Genomic DNA, 16,170 nt, shown 5'->3' on the forward strand with positions numbered 1-16,170 from the left:
GGCATTTTCATGTTGTTTCAAGATGAATTAAAGAGGGTCCTCAATCCGGACAGGTGGACAGAAGTCAATCGGCGATTACTGGCGAAGATGCTTTCTGAGTATATGTATGAGGATATCATCAAGCCCGATTTCATTGAAACTGAAGACGGCATCAACCGGTATGAGCTGAGAACGGCGGAGGATAAGGTGTACCGGTTTGCCGCCAAACCCCGCATGTTTGACAGTTTTGACGCGATGCCGGAGACGATTGAAGTCTTCAAGAGCGGACAATGGACAAAACAAGTGAGCGCGATTGAATTTCTCCTCGATATCCAGCCGCATATCCCGATGAGTCCGGAAACAGCGGGGCATTTGATCAAAGAGTTCAACCATACGATGCTGGCGGATGCTCATCTTTTGGCAAAGGATGCGCTTACGGCTGACGAGCTGACCGAAGCCGATTATGCCGTCATTGAAGGCGAGATGACAGGCCATCCGTGGATCGTCTACAACAAAGGAAGAATCGGTTTTGGCTATGATGACTACCTCCGGTTTGCACCGGAAAATCAGAGAGCCGAACGGCTGCTGTGGATCGCTGTACACAAAGAGACCGCGTCATTCCACTCAGTTGAAGGACTCGATTATGAAACGCTGATTCATAAAGAGCTTGATGAGCTGACTTTAAGGCAGTTCGCTAAAGTGATAGAAAAGCAGGACGCAGCCAGTGAAGACTATTATTATCTGCCCGTCCACAAATGGCAGTGGACAAATACGATCATTCAGCAGTTTCCGGAAGAAATTGCTTCAAAAGCGATCATTCCTTTAGGGGAAGGCGGAGACGAGTACCTGCCGCAGCAGTCGATCAGGACCTTTACAAACATCACAAACAAACACAAGCATCATATTAAACTGCCGATGAGCATTTTAAATACGCTTGTATACAGAGGACTGCCGTCGGAGCGGACGGTGATCGCGCCGAGAATTACTGAGCATATTAAAGGGATCGCCGAAAACGACGCATTTCTAAAAGATGAATGCAGGGTGATCCTGCCGGGCGAAAATGCCAGTCTGAACGTTGATCACCAATACTATCATGCTCTTGAAAAAGCCCCGTATCAATATTTGGAAATGCTCGGCGCTATTTTCAGAGAAAGCATTTATACGTATTTGGAAGATGGAGAGCAGCCTGTTACGCTCGCTTCTTTAACATACATTGATCAAGGCGGCGTGCCGTTTATCAGGCGCCTGATCGAAAAGTCGGAGCTGTCAGCGGAGGAGTGGATCGGAAAGCTGTTTAACACCGTGATGCCGCCGCTTCTGCATTTCATGTACCGCTACGGAACCGTATTTTCGCCGCACGGACAAAATACGATTCTCGTCTTAAAAGATTATCAGCCGAACAGGCTGGCGATTAAAGATTTTGTAGATGACGTCAATATCAGCGACCAGCCGCTGCCTGAACTGAGCGGTTTGACAGAAGATTTAAAAGTCGTTCTCAGAAGCGAGCCTCCGGAAGGGCTTGTGCAGTTTATCTTTACAGGGCTTTTCATTTGCCATTTGCGCTATGTGGCCAACATTTTGGAAAATGACGGTCTGCTTCCTGAAAAGCGCCTGTGGAAAGCTTTGGCTGATGCGATTTTGGAATATCAGCAGAGATTCCCTGAACTGCATGAGCGCTTCGAATTGTTCGACTTATTCAAGCCGGAATTGACGAAGCTCTGCCTCAACAGAAACCGGATGGTCGACTACGGCTATAAGGACGGAGATGACCGCCCGCATGCCTCCGAATTCGGAAAAGTGACAAACGCGCTTGCGCAATTTAAAAAAGAGGCCGCAAAGCTTTAATGCTCATGCGGCAGAGAATGCCCCGCTTCCGGCGGGGGTTTTTTATGTCAATTTCTTATACATCAAAATATGAGGTCCGATCGGCGGTATATCGTAGACCCCGCCTTGTTCGCTGAAGCCGAGCTTTTTATAGTACCCGCTCACAGATGTCCTGGCGTTGCACCATAAAAGGTCTGCGCCTTTTTTCCGAAGAAGCTCTTCGGCATGGCGGATAAGCGTACTGCCCGCTTTTTGCTCGCGGTACCCTTCAAGTGTCGCCATCCCTCTCAGCTGATACTGTTTTTGGCCTTCAAGCTCTGAATGTTCGGCTTGATGAAAGGAGGCGATGCTGATCAGCCTGTCCCGATAATATCCGCCGAGGTGAAACGTGCCCCCGAGCAAATCGGTTTCATACTTGCATGCTTCCAGCGGCTGATTCGGCCGGAGAATGCGGTGCCTGATCTCATACGTATCTTCCGCGTTTATAGGTTTGACTTCAATCATATGATTCCTCCTTCAGTTGCAGTTCAGATTGGACGAACGAAATTCCGCGTGCTGCTATAAATCATGACTGTCATTCCATTATATAACGTTGGCGGAAACGATCAAAGCAGGATAAACACCTTCACCTGATCTGCCTTTAAAGAATCATTTCCCCCGAGAGGCGATCCCTAATCCCTATATCGTAAATGGCGGAATATACCGTCCGTCCACATCTGTAAACTGATATTCTTTGGCTAAATCACCAACTCTTAACGCACGTCCGCTTTTCTCCATCACATCCGGATCTTTGGCCAATGCTGTGATTCCGCGTCCGACATAATAAGGCGTTTCGGTTTTCCTTAAATCTTCTGACTCCTGCCAATCCGCCTCATCTGATTCATGGTACTTCAGCACAAGTTCGGTTCTCATAAATCCCGGCGAAACGGCAAGAACGGCAATGTTGTCCCGTTTTAATTCCAATGAAAGACCGTACGCCATCCGGACGATGGCGTTCTTGGCCAAATCGTAATAAAACTGTCCGGTGTATTTGTTCTCATCCCAAAAGGTCGTATGAATGATAAGAGCTTGTTTATTTTCGCGAAGGAGCGGCACGGCGAAGTGGTTCGTCGCCAGCTGGGCGCGCACCCCTGCGGTGAACATCGTATCCCAATTTTTTAATGACAATTCCCAAAAAGGCTTTGCCTCGACACCCAGATCGTGCGCACCCCATACATTGTTGATCAAGATATCCAGTTTTCCTTGTTCTTCGCGAATTTTAGCGATGACAGCCTCTGTTTCTGAATCGTTCGTATGATCACATCTTACAGCAATACCCTTTCCGCCGGAAGCTTCAATTTGTGACACGGTGTCATCAATTGTACCGGGCCATTGATTCGTGGAAGCCCCCCTGATGCTGCGGCCTGTCATATACACGGTTGCACCGGCTTTTCCAAGTTCGACAGCGATGGCGCGGCCGGCGCCTCTGCTTCCGCCTGTTACGAGAGCGGTTTTTCCTTTCAGCGGTTTCATTCATCCCATTCCTTTCATTATAAAAGATATGCTCATTATAAAAGCTGAATCTTGACAACCATTGTCATATTTTATTAAATAAGTTCATCCATTGATAAAAAAAGGTGGTCATATGAGAGGAGATCGACTGATATCTATTCTTTTAATGCTTCAGGCGCAGGGACAAATGACGGCGAAAGAATTAGCGGAAAGGCTGGAAGTCTCGGAGCGGACGATTTACAGAGATATGGAAGCGTTAAGCGGAGCTGGAATTCCCGTTGTGGCCGAGCGCGGGATTAACGGAGGCTGGTCATTGCTTGATGATTACCAAACCACTTTAACCGGTTTAAAAGAATCTGAAATACGCGCATTATTTGTCCCGCTTTCTGAACAATTGCTGGACGATCTCGGATTAACCCGCATATCCGAAGAAGCCCGAAATAAACTGATAGCCTCGCTGCCTTCGGTATATCGTCAAAACGCAAAAGACGTGTGGAACCGAATATATATTGATACCCGTGCATGGCGCCATAAGAAAGAAAAAGCAGCATCCTTTGAAGTGCTGAAAGATGCCATATGGAAAGATCAAAAATTAAAAATCGTTTATCAGCGGGCAGATGGACAAACAGCTGATCGAATTGTAGCACCGCTTGGACTGGTAGCTAAAGGGTCAAACTGGTATCTGATTGCATCTAAAGAAAATGGGGAGATTCGAAATTACAGGGCTTCACGGATTCATTCTGCCACTCCTGTCCGCGAAACATTTGAAAGGCCCGAAAACTTTGATATTGCTCACGTATGGCAGTCTTCAACAAAGGAATTTATCGAAAGGCTGCCGACGTATGAAGTGCGGGTGAAGGCGGCGCAGGACATCTTGCCGAGGCTGTCGTTTACCAATTATTTTGTGCGGATCATCGAAACAAATGAGGTCGATCAGGAGGGGTGGATCCCCGTTACATTATCTTTTGATACGGAAGAAGAAGCGAAAAGGTATATACTCGGGTTCGCAGAGCACATAAGGATTATTGAACCTAAAGAACTGCACGGGAAGATACTCAACATGGCTGAATCCATTGTTGCTCATTATAAATCCTGAAGTATTCGCGGCATATGTTACGTCCATACAAAATGAACCCTGCAGGCCGCAAACGGCAAGCAGGGTCTTCGGGTTAATGAACATTGAAATATCTGGCTTCCGGATGGGAGACAACGATCGCTGATACGGAAGCTTCGGGCTCCATCATAAAGCCATCTGTTAAATGAACGCCGATTCCTTCGGGCTGGATGAGTCTGAAGAGTTTTTCCTGATCTTCGAGATTCGGACAGGCCGGATATCCGAAGGAGTAGCGCTGTCCCTGGTATTTCGCCTGAAAACGCTGTTCCATCGTGAAGTCTGGTGCATCAGGGAAGCCCCAGCGGTCGCGGATAACCTGGTGCGTCCGTTCGGCGAGTCCTTCGGCCAGCTCAAGAGCAAGCGCTTGTACCGCATGACTTTTCAAGTAGTCGCCTTCCTCCTTAAAGCGGTTTGCGGCTGCTCTTACATGTCTGCCCGCTGTCACGGCAAAGAACGAGACATAATCGAGCTCTCCTTTCGGTCGGACATAATCGGAAATACAGCGGTACGGAAGCTTTTCCTGCCTAGGAAAAACAAACGTTTCAAGGATGCTGTCTTTGTTCCCGGGGTCTAAAATATGGAGCGAATCCCCGTCGCTGTACGCGGGGAAAAATTGATAGACGACCGCGGGGTCGAACCAGCCGTGCTCTTTCCCGTCTCTCAGCAGCTCGTCAATCAGCTCTTTCAGCTCCAGTGCTTTCGGATGCTGTTCAGCCAGGAGTTTTTTGACTTTTCCTTTCAAGCCGAGGTGATGGCCGAGCAGCATTTGTTCATTGACATACGGCACGATATAGGAAAGGTCGATGTTTTTCAAATAGTGCCGCTTCAAGTCTTCCGGCTGAAAGACCGGCGCCTGTGGAACGTGCGCCCGTTTTTCAAGCATTTCAATCACGGCTTTCGTCTGCTTTTTCTCCGCGACGGCGGCGGGTGCAGCGGCTTCTTTTTTCTCGAGAAACTGCGACGGGTCCGTCCGCAGCTGATTGGCGAGCGATAAGCCGTCCATGGCGTCCTTCGCGTATAAAACCGGCCCTTTATATTCAGGCGAAATTTTCATGCTCGTGAACTTTCTTGAAAGCGCGGCTCCGCCGACCATAATCGGGATGGAAATATCCGCTTTGTCGAGGTCCTGCGCTGTAACGACCATTTGCTGCGCCGATTTGACGAGCAGGCCGGACAGACCGATGATATCGGGATTCTCTTTGCGGACCGCTTCAATTAATTCCTGCGGTGTCACTTTAATCCCAAGATCGACAACCTTGTAGCCGTTGTTGCTTAAAATGATGTCGACTAAGTTTTTGCCGATATCATGGACATCGCCTTTAACGGTTGCCAAAACGATCTTTCCTTTGCCGCTGTCGTCTTTCTTTTCCATATACTGTTCGAGAAAGGAAACGGCAGCTTTCATGACTTCTGCCGACTGCAGCACTTCAGCGACAATCAGCTCATTGTTGTTAAACAGCCGTCCGACCTCCGCCATGCCATCCATAAGCGGACCGTTGATCACGTCGAGCGGGGCGGCAAATTTTTTCAACGCTTGTTCGAGATCGGGAATCAAGCCTTCTTTTGTACCCTCGATGACGTACTCAGCCAAGCGCTCTTCCAGGGAAAGAGATGTTTTCGGCTGTTTGTCCGTTTTTTTCTTTCCGCGGTAGAAGTCAGTGAAGGATGCGAGCGTTTTGTCATCAGTGTGAAACAGAAGTTTTTCAGCCATTTCGACTTCTTCTTTAGGAATGGAAGCGAACCGCTCAAGCTTTTCCGTATTGACGATCGCGTAATCAAGCCCGGCCTGTGTTGCGTGGTACAAGAATACAGCATTTAAGATTTCCCGGCCGACGGGCGGAAGACCGAATGAGACGTTGCTGACGCCGAGAATCGTTAAACATTCAGGGAGCCGCTCTTTGATGAGGCGGATGCCTTCGATCGTTTCTTTAGCTGAGCCGATGTATTGTTCATCACCTGTTCCGACAGGGAAGACGAGCGGATCGAAGATGATATCGCTGGCCGGTATTCCGTACTTTTCGGTGAGCAGCTGATGCGACCTGACGGCGACGGCCAGCTTCTTTTCCGCGGTGACCGCCATTCCCTCTTCATCGATCGTGCCGACGACGAGTGCCCCTCCGAACTGTTTGACGAGCGGGAGGATGTCAGCGAACCGTTCTTCGCCGTCTTCAAGGTTGATCGAATTGATGATCGCTTTTCCCTGTGAGTATTTCAGCGCCTTTTCAATCACCGTTTTGTCCGTCGAGTCGATGACAAACGGGGCTTTTACTTTTTTCATCGCTTCTGTTAAGAAGCCTTCCATATCTTCCGCTTCATCGCGGTCCGGGTCTGCAAGGCAGATGTCGATGACATGGGCGCCGTTTTTCACTTGGGCTCTCGCGATTTCGGATGCTTCCTCAAATTTCTGTTCAGCGATCAGCCGCTTGAATTTTCTCGATCCGATGACATTTGTCCGCTCCCCGACAAAAAGGGGACGCATCGTTTCTTCATAAATTAGTCCGTCGATCCCTGAGACGGTGTGCGGCTTTTTTTCCGAAGGGACCGTCCGCGGCGGCAGCGAGGCTACTTCATCGGCCAGCGCTTCAATATGGGCGGGCGTCGTTCCGCAGCAGCCGCCGACAATGTTCAGCCAGCCTTCTTCTGCAAACGCCTTGATTTTTTTCGCGAGCGATTGCGGTGATTCATGGTATTGTCCCTCCTCATCGGGGAGGCCGGCATTCGGATAGCAGCTGACGGCCGTCCTCGCAAGGGAAGAAAGGGTTCTGATGTGATCTGTCATAAATTCCGGGCCCGTCGCGCAATTTAAACCGACGCTGACTGGCTTCATATGCTCGAGTGAGATATAGAACGATTCGATATCCTGGCCGGCCAGTGTCGTGCCCATCGGTTCGATCGTGCCTGATACCATGAGGGGAAGGGTTTTGCTGGTTTTTTCGAAGGCTTGTCTGATACCGATAAAGCCCGCTTTAACGTTCAGCATATCCTGGCTCGTTTCGAGCAGCAAGAGGTCGGCTCCCCCTGTGATCAGCGCTCTTGCCTGTTCCTCGTAATTATCGATCAGCTCGTCAAAGGTCGTGCCGCCGGTGACGGAAAGGGTTTTTGTCGTCGGACCCATCGCGCCGGCGACAAACCTTGGCCATTCAGGTGTGGAAAACTTTTCGGCGGCGGCTTTGGCGAGTTTGACTGAAGCGAGGTTGACTTCATAGGCGCGCTGCCCGAGGTCGTACTCGTCCAGAACGAGCCGTGTGGCTCCGAATGTATTGGTTTCGATGATATCGGCTTTAGCGGCTAGATAGGCTTCGTGGATGCCCTGAATGATATGAGGTGCCGTGATGCTTAGAAATTCATTGCACCCTTCATAGGCCTCGCCGCCGAAGTCAGCGGCGGACAAACCGGCATTCTGGATCATCGTTCCCATCGCACCGTCAAGGACGAGGATTTTTTTCTTCAGCTGGTCATTGATGTTAGACATTTGTTTTCTCCTTTTCTTTCTGGTGGATATATGCCGTCAGTTCGGCGGTTAAATCAGACCGCAAAAACGGTGTGATCAGATAAATGCCGTTGAACAGGTCGCACGCCGTATCAAGCAGGGAGCGGGCGATCGCGAGCCCTTCCTCGGCCTGTTTTTGTTTGTCATTTCCCGCCAGCGCCATCTTTTCGCGGATTGAATCGGACAGTTTGATGCCGGGGATTTCGTTGTGGATGAATTCCGCGTTGCGGCTGCTGGTCAGCGGCATGACGCCGATATAGATCGGTGTTTCAAGATGCTTTGTTTCTTCGTGGATTTTGATGAGCTGCTCCTCTGAATAGACAGGCTGGGAAATGAAATAGTCTGCGCCGCAGGCGATTTTTTTCTCAAGCCGTTTCACCGCTTTGTCAATGTGTCTGACATTCGGATTGAAGGCGGCCGCCACTGAGAAATTTGTTTTCTTGCCGAGCGGTTTACCTGAATATGACAAGCCTTCGTTAAACTGTTTGATCAGGCTGATCAAATCGAACGATGTCAGATCATAGACGGAAGTCGCTCCCGGAAAGTCGCCGATTTTCGACGGATCGCCGGTAATCGCCAGCACGTCTGACAGCCCCAGTGTATCGAGCCCCATTAGATGGGACTGCAGGCCGATCAGGTTGCGGTCTCTGCATGTAATATGGATCAGCGACCTCATATCGAGGCGCTGTTTTAAGAGCGCGCCGCAGGCGACATTGCTGATCCTCGGTGTGGCAAGCGAGTTGTCCGCCAATGTCAGTGCATCGATTCCGGCTGATTGAAGCTCTTTAGCGGCGTGCAAAAATTTCTCAAAGTTTAATTGTTTTGGAGGATCGAGTTCGACGATAATGGACCGTTTTTGCTTGGCCAGATCGTCGAGAACGGGCTCTGTCCTTTCGTTTTGAACAGCAAGCGCCGCTTTCTTTCTGATTTTCACGTGTTTTTCGGTGACTGGAGGAAGCCCTTTGACCGCCTCAGCCATCGCCCTGATGTGGTTCGGCGTGGTTCCGCAGCAGCCGCCGATGATCCGTGCGCCTTGATTGCGGAATTCCTCCGCGCTTTCCCTGAAATATTCATCATCTGTCTCATAAACAAGCCTGCCTTCGACAAGGGACGGGAGGCTGCTGTTCGGATAGACGGAAAGATAGGCGTCTTCTAAAAGCGGGACTTCTTCAAGCGCTCTGATCATATGATAAGGGCCGAGGCGGCAGTTGATGCCAACGACGTCTGCGCCGAGGGATGCCAGCTGCTTCAGACCGTCCGCAAGCGGGGTTCCGTCCTGAAGAACGCCCTCTTCGTGCATTGAGACATTCAAAATGATCGGCAGCTCTGTTTCCTTTCTGGCAATCTTTAAAACTTCGCGCGCTTCTTCTAAATCATAATAGGTTTCGAGCAGAAGTCCGTCCGGCTGCTCATTTAACAGAAGATAGAGCTGTTCGCGGAAGCTTCTTTTAATGTCCTCGAGAGAATACGAGTTTTTGTTGAACGTCCGGATTCCGCCGAGCGTACCGAGAACATAAGCAGAACCGGCGGCGGAGCGGGCGAGACGGACCGCTTTTTCGTTGATTTGTTTTGTTTCGTCTTCGAGCCCGTATCTGGACAGCTTGATGAAGTTTGCGCCGTACGTGTTCGTTTGAATGATATCGGCGCCGGCCTGTACATACGCTTCGTGGACGCGTCTCACTTCTTCGGGCTTGGAGATGTTCAGTTCCTCAAAACACCTGTCGATCCCATAGGAATACAGAAGTGTGCCCATTGCGCCGTCCGCGATTAACGTTTTGCTTTTTATATCCTCCAAAAAACCCATCGTTTTCCCCCTTAAGCATTTTTGATAAACAAAAAAGTCTTCTGTGAAGCAGAAGACTTTTCATCGACATTGTCCGTCTTCTTATCTTCCAAGCAGACTGCTTGCTGGATTTAGCACCTTGGTCATGAATATTCATTCACCGGTTGCTGAGGCTTCATTGGGCCAGTCCCTCTGCCTCTCTTGATAAGAACAGCTATTTAGTTTCTATTGATTACTTTTACTCAATTTACCGAAAATCGGGGGAATAATCAACAGTAAATTAAGAATTTATCGAAAATTTATAAATTGGACATCAATCGGCAGGTCGGCTTCCCTCACCATCGCGATGATTTGCTGAAGGTCGTCTTTATTTTTTCCGGTTACGCGGACTTGATCATCCTGCACTTGCGATTTAACTTTCAGACCCGATTTTTTTATCAGGTTATTGATTTTTTTCGCGTTTTCTTTGTCGATGCCCTGAACTAGTTTTCCGCGCTGTCTGACCGTGCCGCCTGAAGCGTTCTCAAGCTTTGAGTATTCGATGTTTTTCGTCGGGACGTTCCGCTTGATCAGTTTGCCGACAAGCACGTCTTTCAGCTGGTTCATTTTAAATTCGTCGTCCGATACGAGAACGAGCTCGTCTCCTTCGAGTGTGATGCTGCTTTTTGACCCTTTGAAATCATAGCGTGTGCCGATTTCCTTGAGAGCGGTCTGAATTGCGTTTTGAACTTCAGGCAGTTCAACCTTTGAGACGATATCAAATGAGCTTTCTTTCGCCATGTGAAAACCTCCATCCATTTTACTTATGAGTCAATTATAGTAGAATAAGGTGAAACTTCCAATATCGAGCGGTTTGCCTGGCCGCGATCCGGCAATAATTTTAACATTGGAGGAATAATAAGAAAAAGAAAAACAGGCGGATAAGAAAGGAAGAAACAGTATGAAACCAGGACAGCAGCTAACATTGAAAATAGATCATAAAGCCGATTACGGTTACTTTTTGACGGACGGCGAAACGGCGGTCCTTCTGCATCAGAGCGAGATCACGGAGGATATTGAAGACAGAGAAGAGGTCGATGTCTTTTTATATGTCGATCATGAAGATCGCTTGGCGGCTACGATGAGAAAGCCGATGATCAGCGCTGAACAGTACGGCTGGGTGGAAGTCGTTGATGCCGTCAGCGGCATGGGGGTTTTCGTCGATGTCGGGCTCTCGAAGGACGCCCTCGTTGCGACAGAGCATCTCCCGCCGTATGAATCAGTATGGCCGCAAAAAGGGGACAGGCTGTACTGTATGCTGAAAATCACGGGGCACGGAAGGATGTTTGCCAAACCGGCGCCGGAGGATAAGATCAGCGAGCTGTTTAGTGAAGCTTCACCCGGTCTGATGAATAAAGAGCTCACCGGAACGATCTACCGCTTGATCGCATCAGGCTCTTTTATGATTTCCGAAACCGGCATCAGAGGCTTTATCCATTCTTCTGAGCGAAAGGAAGAGCCGAGGCTTGGGGAAAAGCTGACCGCAAGGGTGATCAAAGTAAAAGAAGACGGTTCTGTTAATCTGTCGCTTCTGCCAAGAAAGCAGGATGCCCTATCGGTTGATGCAGAACAAATTTTGACTTATATGAGAACGAGAAACGGCGCGATGCCGTTCTGGGATAAAAGCGACCCTGAGGATATCAAAGAGCGCTTCAACATGAGCAAAGCAGCATTTAAAAGGGCGCTCGGCCATCTGATGAAACAGGATAAAATCTATCAGGAAGAGGGCTGGACATACGAGAAAAAATAAATATGAGGCGGCGTCCGATGAGGACGCCGCCGGTTTTTTACAAGTGATCAGGCTTCTTTGATTCCTGGTGTTTACCGGCTTGTCTGTTCTTTTCAGCGAGCCGGTTTTTCTGCTGGTTGACGGCGTTGTTGTCAACTGGCTTTTTATCATCATCTTTCATGAGGAAGCACCTCCTGTCAAAATGTCGCTTTTAGCTTGCACACTGCCGGCGAAACTATGTACTCTCCCAACCGCGATGTTTTTTGCCGGGAAGTTTATGCCTCCTTGTACCGCCAGCATACACATATCATAAGACCCAAAAAAAGGAGACTTGGTATGAAACATTGCTGCTCAGTTTACATTCAAAGTGTTTCGGCAGGAGGAGTCGTCAATTTTGGCGGTGCGTTTAAAATTTGTCCGATCACAATGGAAAAAGTGGTCGAGGGGTCTGGAGGTCCTGATGTCGCGACAGCGGCTGCCGGTTTTCTTGATGGAGCGCTTACACCGGCCGCCGCTGAAGGAACAGTCACCGAAGACAGCTGACGAAGAAGGCCTGCTTTTATCAAGCAGGCCTCAGCGTGTCGACAAACCCTCGCATTCGTTGTCAGGCCTGCGCGTCGGTGCTCACGAATTGCAACATTCGCTCCGCTCCGATGCTCGGCCTTCCTAAACTGCAAGGGTTTTCAATCACGCTGATAGGATGACAAAATCCCAAAACTAAGAGCCGTTTTGGGATTTTGTCAACAATCTAAGGCCTGCTTTTATCAAGCAGGCCTCTGTTTTACCTTATCTTTTGTCTTTCCCCGGAAAAAAGACCGCCAATGTTCCGGGGCCGGAATGGGCGCCGACCGCTGAACCGACCATGTTGACGACGATTTCCCCCGGCTGAAATTCGGCTTCGATCATCCGTTTGACCTCTTCGGCCGTCTCTTCGTCATCTCCGTGGCTGATGCCGACCGTCTGTCCGCTCAAATCGACGCTTCTTTCTTTCATCAAATCGATCATCCGTTTGAGCAGCTTCTTTTTGCCGCGGATTTTTTCCAAGGGGACAAGCTTGCCGTCTTCAACATGCAGGAGCGGTTTAATATTCAGCAAACCGCCGACAAATGCCGATGCTTTGCTGATTCTTCCGCCTCTTGCCAAATAAGTCAGGTCATCTACGGTAAAAATATGTTCAAGATGTTCGCAAAAGTCCTTTACAGACGATTCAATTTCTTGTATTGTATTGCCGTTAGTTGCGAGTTTAAGGGCGTGCTTAACCGCGAGCCCATAGCCTAATGAAGCGCATTTTGAGTCGATGATCCGCAGATCGAAATCAGGGAACTCTTCCTTGACTTCGTTTGCTGCCATCACAGCCGTCTGGTATGTTCCGGAAAGCTCTGAAGAAAAGGCGATATAGAGAGCGGGGTTGTTTTCGCCGGCCAGCTCGCTGAATGCATTCTTGAACCGCATCATGGACGGCTGGGACGTTTTCGGCGCTTTGCCTTCGCGCATCGCTTCATAAACGTCCAGAGGCTGAATCGTCAGAAGGTCATCGTACTCTTTTTCATCAAGCAGCACCTTTAACGGAATAAATGAGATGTGATGTTCATCATAAAAAGATTTCGGCAAATCTGCCGCACTGTCTGCTAAAAGGTGAACGTTCATTTGAACCCCTTCTTTCTAAAAAATGGTTGAAAAGGACGCCAAACTGTCCTTCGGTATATTTCGTTTTTTAGGTCAACTATATCATATATTTTTACATTGACGTTTTCAAAATATTGTTTTAAGGGTAAACCAAATATATACGAAAGTAGCGGAGGAACTAAATATGGTCATAGCTGAAGCAAAAAAATTGTTCATTGTCATCATCGGCGCCTTGTTAAATGCCATCGGATTGAATCTGTTTCTGATTCCCGCCGATGTTTACGCCAGCGGCTTTACGGGGGTAGCGCAGCTTTTATCGAGTGCGCTTGACCAGTACAGCCCGATTTACTTTTCAACGGGGACGCTATTGTTTATTTTAAACATTCCCGTCGGGATTCTGGGTTGGCTGAAGGTCGGGCGCTCATTTACGGTTTACAGCATTTTGAGCGTAGCCTTGACGACGGTCTTTTTAGGAATGCTCCCTGAGGCGAGCCTGTCAAACGATATTTTGCTGAACGCCGTGTTCGGCGGGGTGATCGCCGCGGTCGGAATCGGCCTGACCCTTAAATACGGGGCTTCAACGGGCGGTTTGGATATTATCGCGATGATCCTGGCGAAGTGGAAAGACAAACCGGTCGGCACCTATTTCTTTATTTTAAACGGTGCGATCATTTTAACAGCAGGATTATTGAACGGGTGGGAGAAAGCATTATATACGCTCGTTACACTATATGTGACAACCAGGGTGATCGATGCCATCCACACCCGTCACGCCAAGCTCACCGTTATGATTGTCACAAAGAAAGCGGAGGAGATCAAAGAAGCGATTTACGGAAAGATGGTCCGCGGCATTACAACCGTTCCGGCGAAAGGCGCCTTTACGAATGAACAGAAAGAAATGATGATCATTGTGATTACAAGATACGAATTATACGACTTGGAAAAAATCATTAATGAAGTGGATCCAAATGCTTTCACAAACGTCGTGCAGACAACGCAGGTTTTAGGGTTTTTCCGCAAAGATTAATGAAAGGGTGAATGAATGCGGCTGATTTCCATGATGGTAATGTTGCTGTTTGTCGGTGGATGCGGGCAAAACGGGGATCAAGTCCCCGATAAGGAGGTATCAGGGGAAGTGAATAACGGGAGTGTAACATTAACGGTTGAACCCGTTCAGAAGCAGGGAGAAATCGAATTTCGGATGTCGGTTGTCAACCATACGGATGATGTGGCAGAGTTTGAATTCAGCAGCGGACAGAAATTTGAACTGATCGTCAGCGACAAAGAAGGGAATGAAAGGTACCGCTATTCGAAAGGAAAAATGTTTACGCAGGCGTTCCAGACGATGACGCTCAAACCGAAAGAGTCTTACGATTTTACTGATGTATGGAAAGAGGTGCCTGAATCCGGCACATATGAAGTAAACGTGACATTTTTGGGAAGATCGGAACAGTTTGCAACTTTGAGGGCCGGCAAATCGTTTGAAGTGAAATAGCCGTCAAAAAAGGCATCCCGGGAAGGATGCCTTTTTGTATGCTGTCAAGCAGAAGGGAAGGCGGCTGCCTGAACACGCCTGTGACCGTTAATATTGATCCCCGTTGAAAATAGAATTTTTAACGATAACGTAGTCTACGTTGCGGATCGCATCGAGCTTGTTTCCTCCCGCGTAAGAAATGGATGACTGCAGATCCTGTTCCATTTCTGTCAGCGTATCCATGATCGCGCCTTTATGCTCCACGTACATTTTTTTGCCTTCGACATTTTTCTTTTCACCTTTTTGGTACTCAGAAGCCGAACCGAAATATTCTTTGTAAAGCTTGCCGTCTTTTTCGATCGTTGCCCCCGGCGATTCTTCGTGTCCGGCAAACAGCGAACCGATCATGACCATTGTCGCTCCGAATCTGACCGATTTGGCGATGTCCCCGTGAGTGCGGATGCCGCCGTCTGCAATGATCGGCTTGCTCGCCGCTTTTGCACACCAGCGCAGCGCAGCCAGCTGCCAGCCGCCCGTTCCAAAACCGGTTTTAATTTTTGTAATGCAGACTTTTCCGGGACCGATGCCGACTTTTGTAGCGTCGGCGCCGGCGTTTTCAAGTTCTCTCACAGCTTCGGGCGTTCCGACATTTCCTGCGATCACGAAGCTGTCCGGAAGATGTTTTTTAATTTGCTGAATCATATTGATGACGGCGTTCGAGTGACCGTGAGCGATATCGATCGTGATGTAATCAGGCGTGAGATTCTCTTTCACCAGCTCTTCGATAAACGCGTATTCGTCATCTTTGACTCCGACGCTGATTGAAGAAAACAAACCGCGCGCCTTCATGTCTTTTACAAAATCGATCCGTGTTTCCGGCTCAAAGCGGTGCATCACATAAAAGTAACCGTTTTCCGCTAATGAAACAGCCAGCTTTTCATCTATAATGGTCTGCATATTGGCGGGCACCACAGGCAGTTTAAATGTTCTTCCGCCGAACTGCACGGACGGATCACATTCAGAGCGGCTCTTGACGATGCACTTTGCAGGAATTAGTTGAATATCCTCGTAATCAAACACGTTTTCCAATATAAAAACCCCCAAAAACGAATATTTATTTATTTGTTATATAAAATGTTCGCCTTTTATAATGTACTTCCTTTTGCTTCCGATGTCAAATTTTTATGTTTTGAAATTTGAACATAAAAAAGGAGCCGTGCCGATGGCACAGACTCCTCTCCGGCTGTCAAAAAGCCGGCGTGTTGTTATGATCGTTGATCTAGCTGCTCCTGAAGATCGTGAAGCTGGCGCCGTTCGGCATCAGTTGAATTGGCGTATGCCGAGGAAAGGGCGTTTTTGGCTCTTGCAACGGCTTTCGCCTTTTCGCCTGAATCCGTCGAAGCTTCAGCTTCATGAACGGCTGCTTTGGCCATTTGAAACAGTTCGTTTCTCATGTTACAGCCCTCCGCATTCCGTCGGGCCGCTCTTTTGTTCAGCCTCTTCTAATGTGGAGCGGTAAGGGAACCTGGCGGCATGCTGTTTAAGCGAATCCTTGCCTTGCTGAATAAACCGTTTTGATTTGCTGCGTTTACCCATCTTGAAATTCCCCCTTAACACGAGT

Annotated in this window: 15 protein-coding genes, 1 pseudogene and 1 riboswitch; of the genes and pseudogenes, 6 read left to right on the forward strand and 10 right to left on the reverse strand. The window is 48.6% G+C overall.

What is annotated here, in order from left to right:
- Positions 1 to 9 precede the first annotated feature (9 nt).
- The gene (locus MKZ04_RS01450) at positions 10 to 1,824 is read left to right on the forward strand and encodes an IucA/IucC family protein (RefSeq protein ID WP_105979068.1); all 1,815 of its coding nucleotides are present in this window, start codon (positions 10 to 12) and stop codon (positions 1,822 to 1,824) included.
- A gap of 42 nt (positions 1,825 to 1,866) precedes the next feature.
- Here the strand turns inward: MKZ04_RS01450 and MKZ04_RS01455 are convergent, their stop codons facing one another.
- Positions 1,867 to 2,307, reverse strand: a complete 441-nt coding sequence (locus MKZ04_RS01455) for a GNAT family N-acetyltransferase (RefSeq protein WP_020450903.1) — start codon at positions 2,305 to 2,307, stop codon at positions 1,867 to 1,869.
- Between the two features lie 174 nt (positions 2,308 to 2,481).
- On the reverse strand, positions 2,482 to 3,315 hold the full coding sequence (locus MKZ04_RS01460) for a dehydrogenase/reductase SDR family member 1 (RefSeq protein WP_095290001.1): 834 nt from the start codon (positions 3,313 to 3,315) through the stop codon (positions 2,482 to 2,484).
- A 112-nt stretch (positions 3,316 to 3,427) separates the two neighbouring features.
- Between MKZ04_RS01460 and MKZ04_RS01465 the strand changes: the two genes are divergently transcribed.
- Positions 3,428 to 4,390, forward strand: coding sequence for a helix-turn-helix transcriptional regulator (locus tag MKZ04_RS01465; protein WP_026579913.1), 963 nt, complete (start codon positions 3,428 to 3,430; stop codon positions 4,388 to 4,390).
- Between the two features lie 73 nt (positions 4,391 to 4,463).
- Here the strand turns inward: MKZ04_RS01465 and metH are convergent, their stop codons facing one another.
- The 3 genes from metH to MKZ04_RS01480 all read right to left on the reverse strand — a co-directional run bounded on the left by metH (position 4,464) and on the right by MKZ04_RS01480 (position 10,461).
- Entirely contained in the window at positions 4,464 to 7,880 is a 3,417-nt protein-coding gene (gene metH, locus MKZ04_RS01470) for a methionine synthase (RefSeq protein WP_341045118.1), read from the reverse strand.
- A complete protein-coding gene (locus MKZ04_RS01475) occupies positions 7,873 to 9,702 on the reverse strand; it encodes a bifunctional homocysteine S-methyltransferase/methylenetetrahydrofolate reductase (protein WP_341045119.1) in 1,830 nt (609 codons plus the stop codon). Before MKZ04_RS01475 ends, metH begins: the two co-directional genes overlap by 8 nt.
- A gap of 78 nt (positions 9,703 to 9,780) precedes the next feature.
- Positions 9,781 to 9,892: riboswitch (SAM riboswitch) on the reverse strand.
- A gap of 77 nt (positions 9,893 to 9,969) precedes the next feature.
- Positions 9,970 to 10,461 carry a YajQ family cyclic di-GMP-binding protein gene (locus tag MKZ04_RS01480; protein WP_003180528.1) on the reverse strand — a complete coding sequence of 164 codons (492 nt, stop codon included), beginning with the start codon at positions 10,459 to 10,461 and terminating at the stop codon, positions 9,970 to 9,972.
- Between the two features lie 140 nt (positions 10,462 to 10,601).
- On the opposite strand from MKZ04_RS01480, the pseudogene MKZ04_RS01485 reads away from it, so the two are divergent.
- Positions 10,602 to 11,470, forward strand: a pseudogene (locus MKZ04_RS01485) (CvfB family protein).
- 37 nt (positions 11,471 to 11,507) lie between these two features.
- On the opposite strand, the gene MKZ04_RS01490 reads toward MKZ04_RS01485, so the two are convergent.
- A complete protein-coding gene (locus tag MKZ04_RS01490) occupies positions 11,508 to 11,630 on the reverse strand; it encodes a DUF3941 domain-containing protein (protein ID WP_023856637.1) in 123 nt (40 codons plus the stop codon).
- A gap of 155 nt (positions 11,631 to 11,785) precedes the next feature.
- Here MKZ04_RS01490 and MKZ04_RS01495 point away from each other — a divergent pair, with 155 nt between their 5' ends.
- Positions 11,786 to 11,992 carry a spore germination protein gene (locus tag MKZ04_RS01495; RefSeq protein ID WP_020450910.1) on the forward strand — a complete coding sequence of 69 codons (207 nt, stop codon included), beginning with the start codon at positions 11,786 to 11,788 and terminating at the stop codon, positions 11,990 to 11,992.
- A 243-nt stretch (positions 11,993 to 12,235) separates the two neighbouring features.
- Here MKZ04_RS01495 and MKZ04_RS01500 read toward each other — a convergent pair whose 3' ends face one another.
- Entirely contained in the window at positions 12,236 to 13,096 is an 861-nt protein-coding gene (locus MKZ04_RS01500) for a DegV family protein (RefSeq protein WP_341045121.1), read from the reverse strand.
- Positions 13,097 to 13,259: 163 nt separating this feature from the next.
- Here MKZ04_RS01500 and MKZ04_RS01505 point away from each other — a divergent pair, with 163 nt between their 5' ends.
- Positions 13,260 to 14,102 carry a YitT family protein gene (locus MKZ04_RS01505; RefSeq protein WP_020450912.1) on the forward strand — a complete coding sequence of 281 codons (843 nt, stop codon included), beginning with the start codon at positions 13,260 to 13,262 and terminating at the stop codon, positions 14,100 to 14,102.
- Positions 14,103 to 14,117: 15 nt separating this feature from the next.
- The gene (locus MKZ04_RS01510) at positions 14,118 to 14,570 is read left to right on the forward strand and encodes a BsuPI-related putative proteinase inhibitor (protein ID WP_341045122.1); all 453 of its coding nucleotides are present in this window, start codon (positions 14,118 to 14,120) and stop codon (positions 14,568 to 14,570) included.
- A gap of 87 nt (positions 14,571 to 14,657) precedes the next feature.
- Here the strand turns inward: MKZ04_RS01510 and guaC are convergent, their stop codons facing one another.
- From guaC to MKZ04_RS01525, 3 genes are all read right to left on the reverse strand, one after another.
- Positions 14,658 to 15,638, reverse strand: a complete 981-nt coding sequence (gene guaC, locus MKZ04_RS01515) for a GMP reductase (protein WP_341045123.1) — start codon at positions 15,636 to 15,638, stop codon at positions 14,658 to 14,660.
- Between the two features lie 176 nt (positions 15,639 to 15,814).
- Entirely contained in the window at positions 15,815 to 16,003 is a 189-nt protein-coding gene (locus MKZ04_RS01520) for a DUF3813 domain-containing protein (protein ID WP_020450915.1), read from the reverse strand.
- Position 16,004: 1 nt separating this feature from the next.
- Positions 16,005 to 16,145, reverse strand: a complete 141-nt coding sequence (locus MKZ04_RS01525; protein ID WP_003180548.1) for a hypothetical protein — start codon at positions 16,143 to 16,145, stop codon at positions 16,005 to 16,007.
- Positions 16,146 to 16,170: the final 25 nt, after the last annotated feature.

The sequence above is a fragment of the Bacillus sp. FSL W7-1354 genome, assembly GCF_038002405.1.
Lineage (GTDB): Bacteria > Bacillota > Bacilli > Bacillales > Bacillaceae > Bacillus > Bacillus paralicheniformis.

Coding starts and splice junctions, on each gene's coding strand:
- MKZ04_RS01495 (WP_020450910.1), top strand. CDS start 11,786: ATGAAACATTGCTGCTCAGTTTACATTCAAAGTGTTTCGGCAGGAGGA.
- MKZ04_RS01500 (WP_341045121.1), bottom strand. CDS start 13,096: ATGAACGTTCACCTTTTAGCAGACAGTGCGGCAGATTTGCCGAAATCT.
- MKZ04_RS01520 (WP_020450915.1), bottom strand. CDS start 16,003: ATGAGAAACGAACTGTTTCAAATGGCCAAAGCAGCCGTTCATGAAGCT.
- MKZ04_RS01480 (WP_003180528.1), bottom strand. CDS start 10,461: ATGGCGAAAGAAAGCTCATTTGATATCGTCTCAAAGGTTGAACTGCCT.
- MKZ04_RS01460 (WP_095290001.1), bottom strand. CDS start 3,315: ATGAAACCGCTGAAAGGAAAAACCGCTCTCGTAACAGGCGGAAGCAGA.
- MKZ04_RS01465 (WP_026579913.1), top strand. CDS start 3,428: ATGAGAGGAGATCGACTGATATCTATTCTTTTAATGCTTCAGGCGCAG.
- MKZ04_RS01525 (WP_003180548.1), bottom strand. CDS start 16,145: ATGGGTAAACGCAGCAAATCAAAACGGTTTATTCAGCAAGGCAAGGAT.
- MKZ04_RS01455 (WP_020450903.1), bottom strand. CDS start 2,307: ATGATTGAAGTCAAACCTATAAACGCGGAAGATACGTATGAGATCAGG.
- metH (WP_341045118.1), bottom strand. CDS start 7,880: ATGTCTAACATCAATGACCAGCTGAAGAAAAAAATCCTCGTCCTTGAC.
- MKZ04_RS01475 (WP_341045119.1), bottom strand. CDS start 9,702: ATGGGTTTTTTGGAGGATATAAAAAGCAAAACGTTAATCGCGGACGGC.
- MKZ04_RS01510 (WP_341045122.1), top strand. CDS start 14,118: ATGCGGCTGATTTCCATGATGGTAATGTTGCTGTTTGTCGGTGGATGC.
- MKZ04_RS01490 (WP_023856637.1), bottom strand. CDS start 11,630: ATGAAAGATGATGATAAAAAGCCAGTTGACAACAACGCCGTCAACCAG.
- MKZ04_RS01505 (WP_020450912.1), top strand. CDS start 13,260: ATGGTCATAGCTGAAGCAAAAAAATTGTTCATTGTCATCATCGGCGCC.
- MKZ04_RS01450 (WP_105979068.1), top strand. CDS start 10: ATGTTGTTTCAAGATGAATTAAAGAGGGTCCTCAATCCGGACAGGTGG.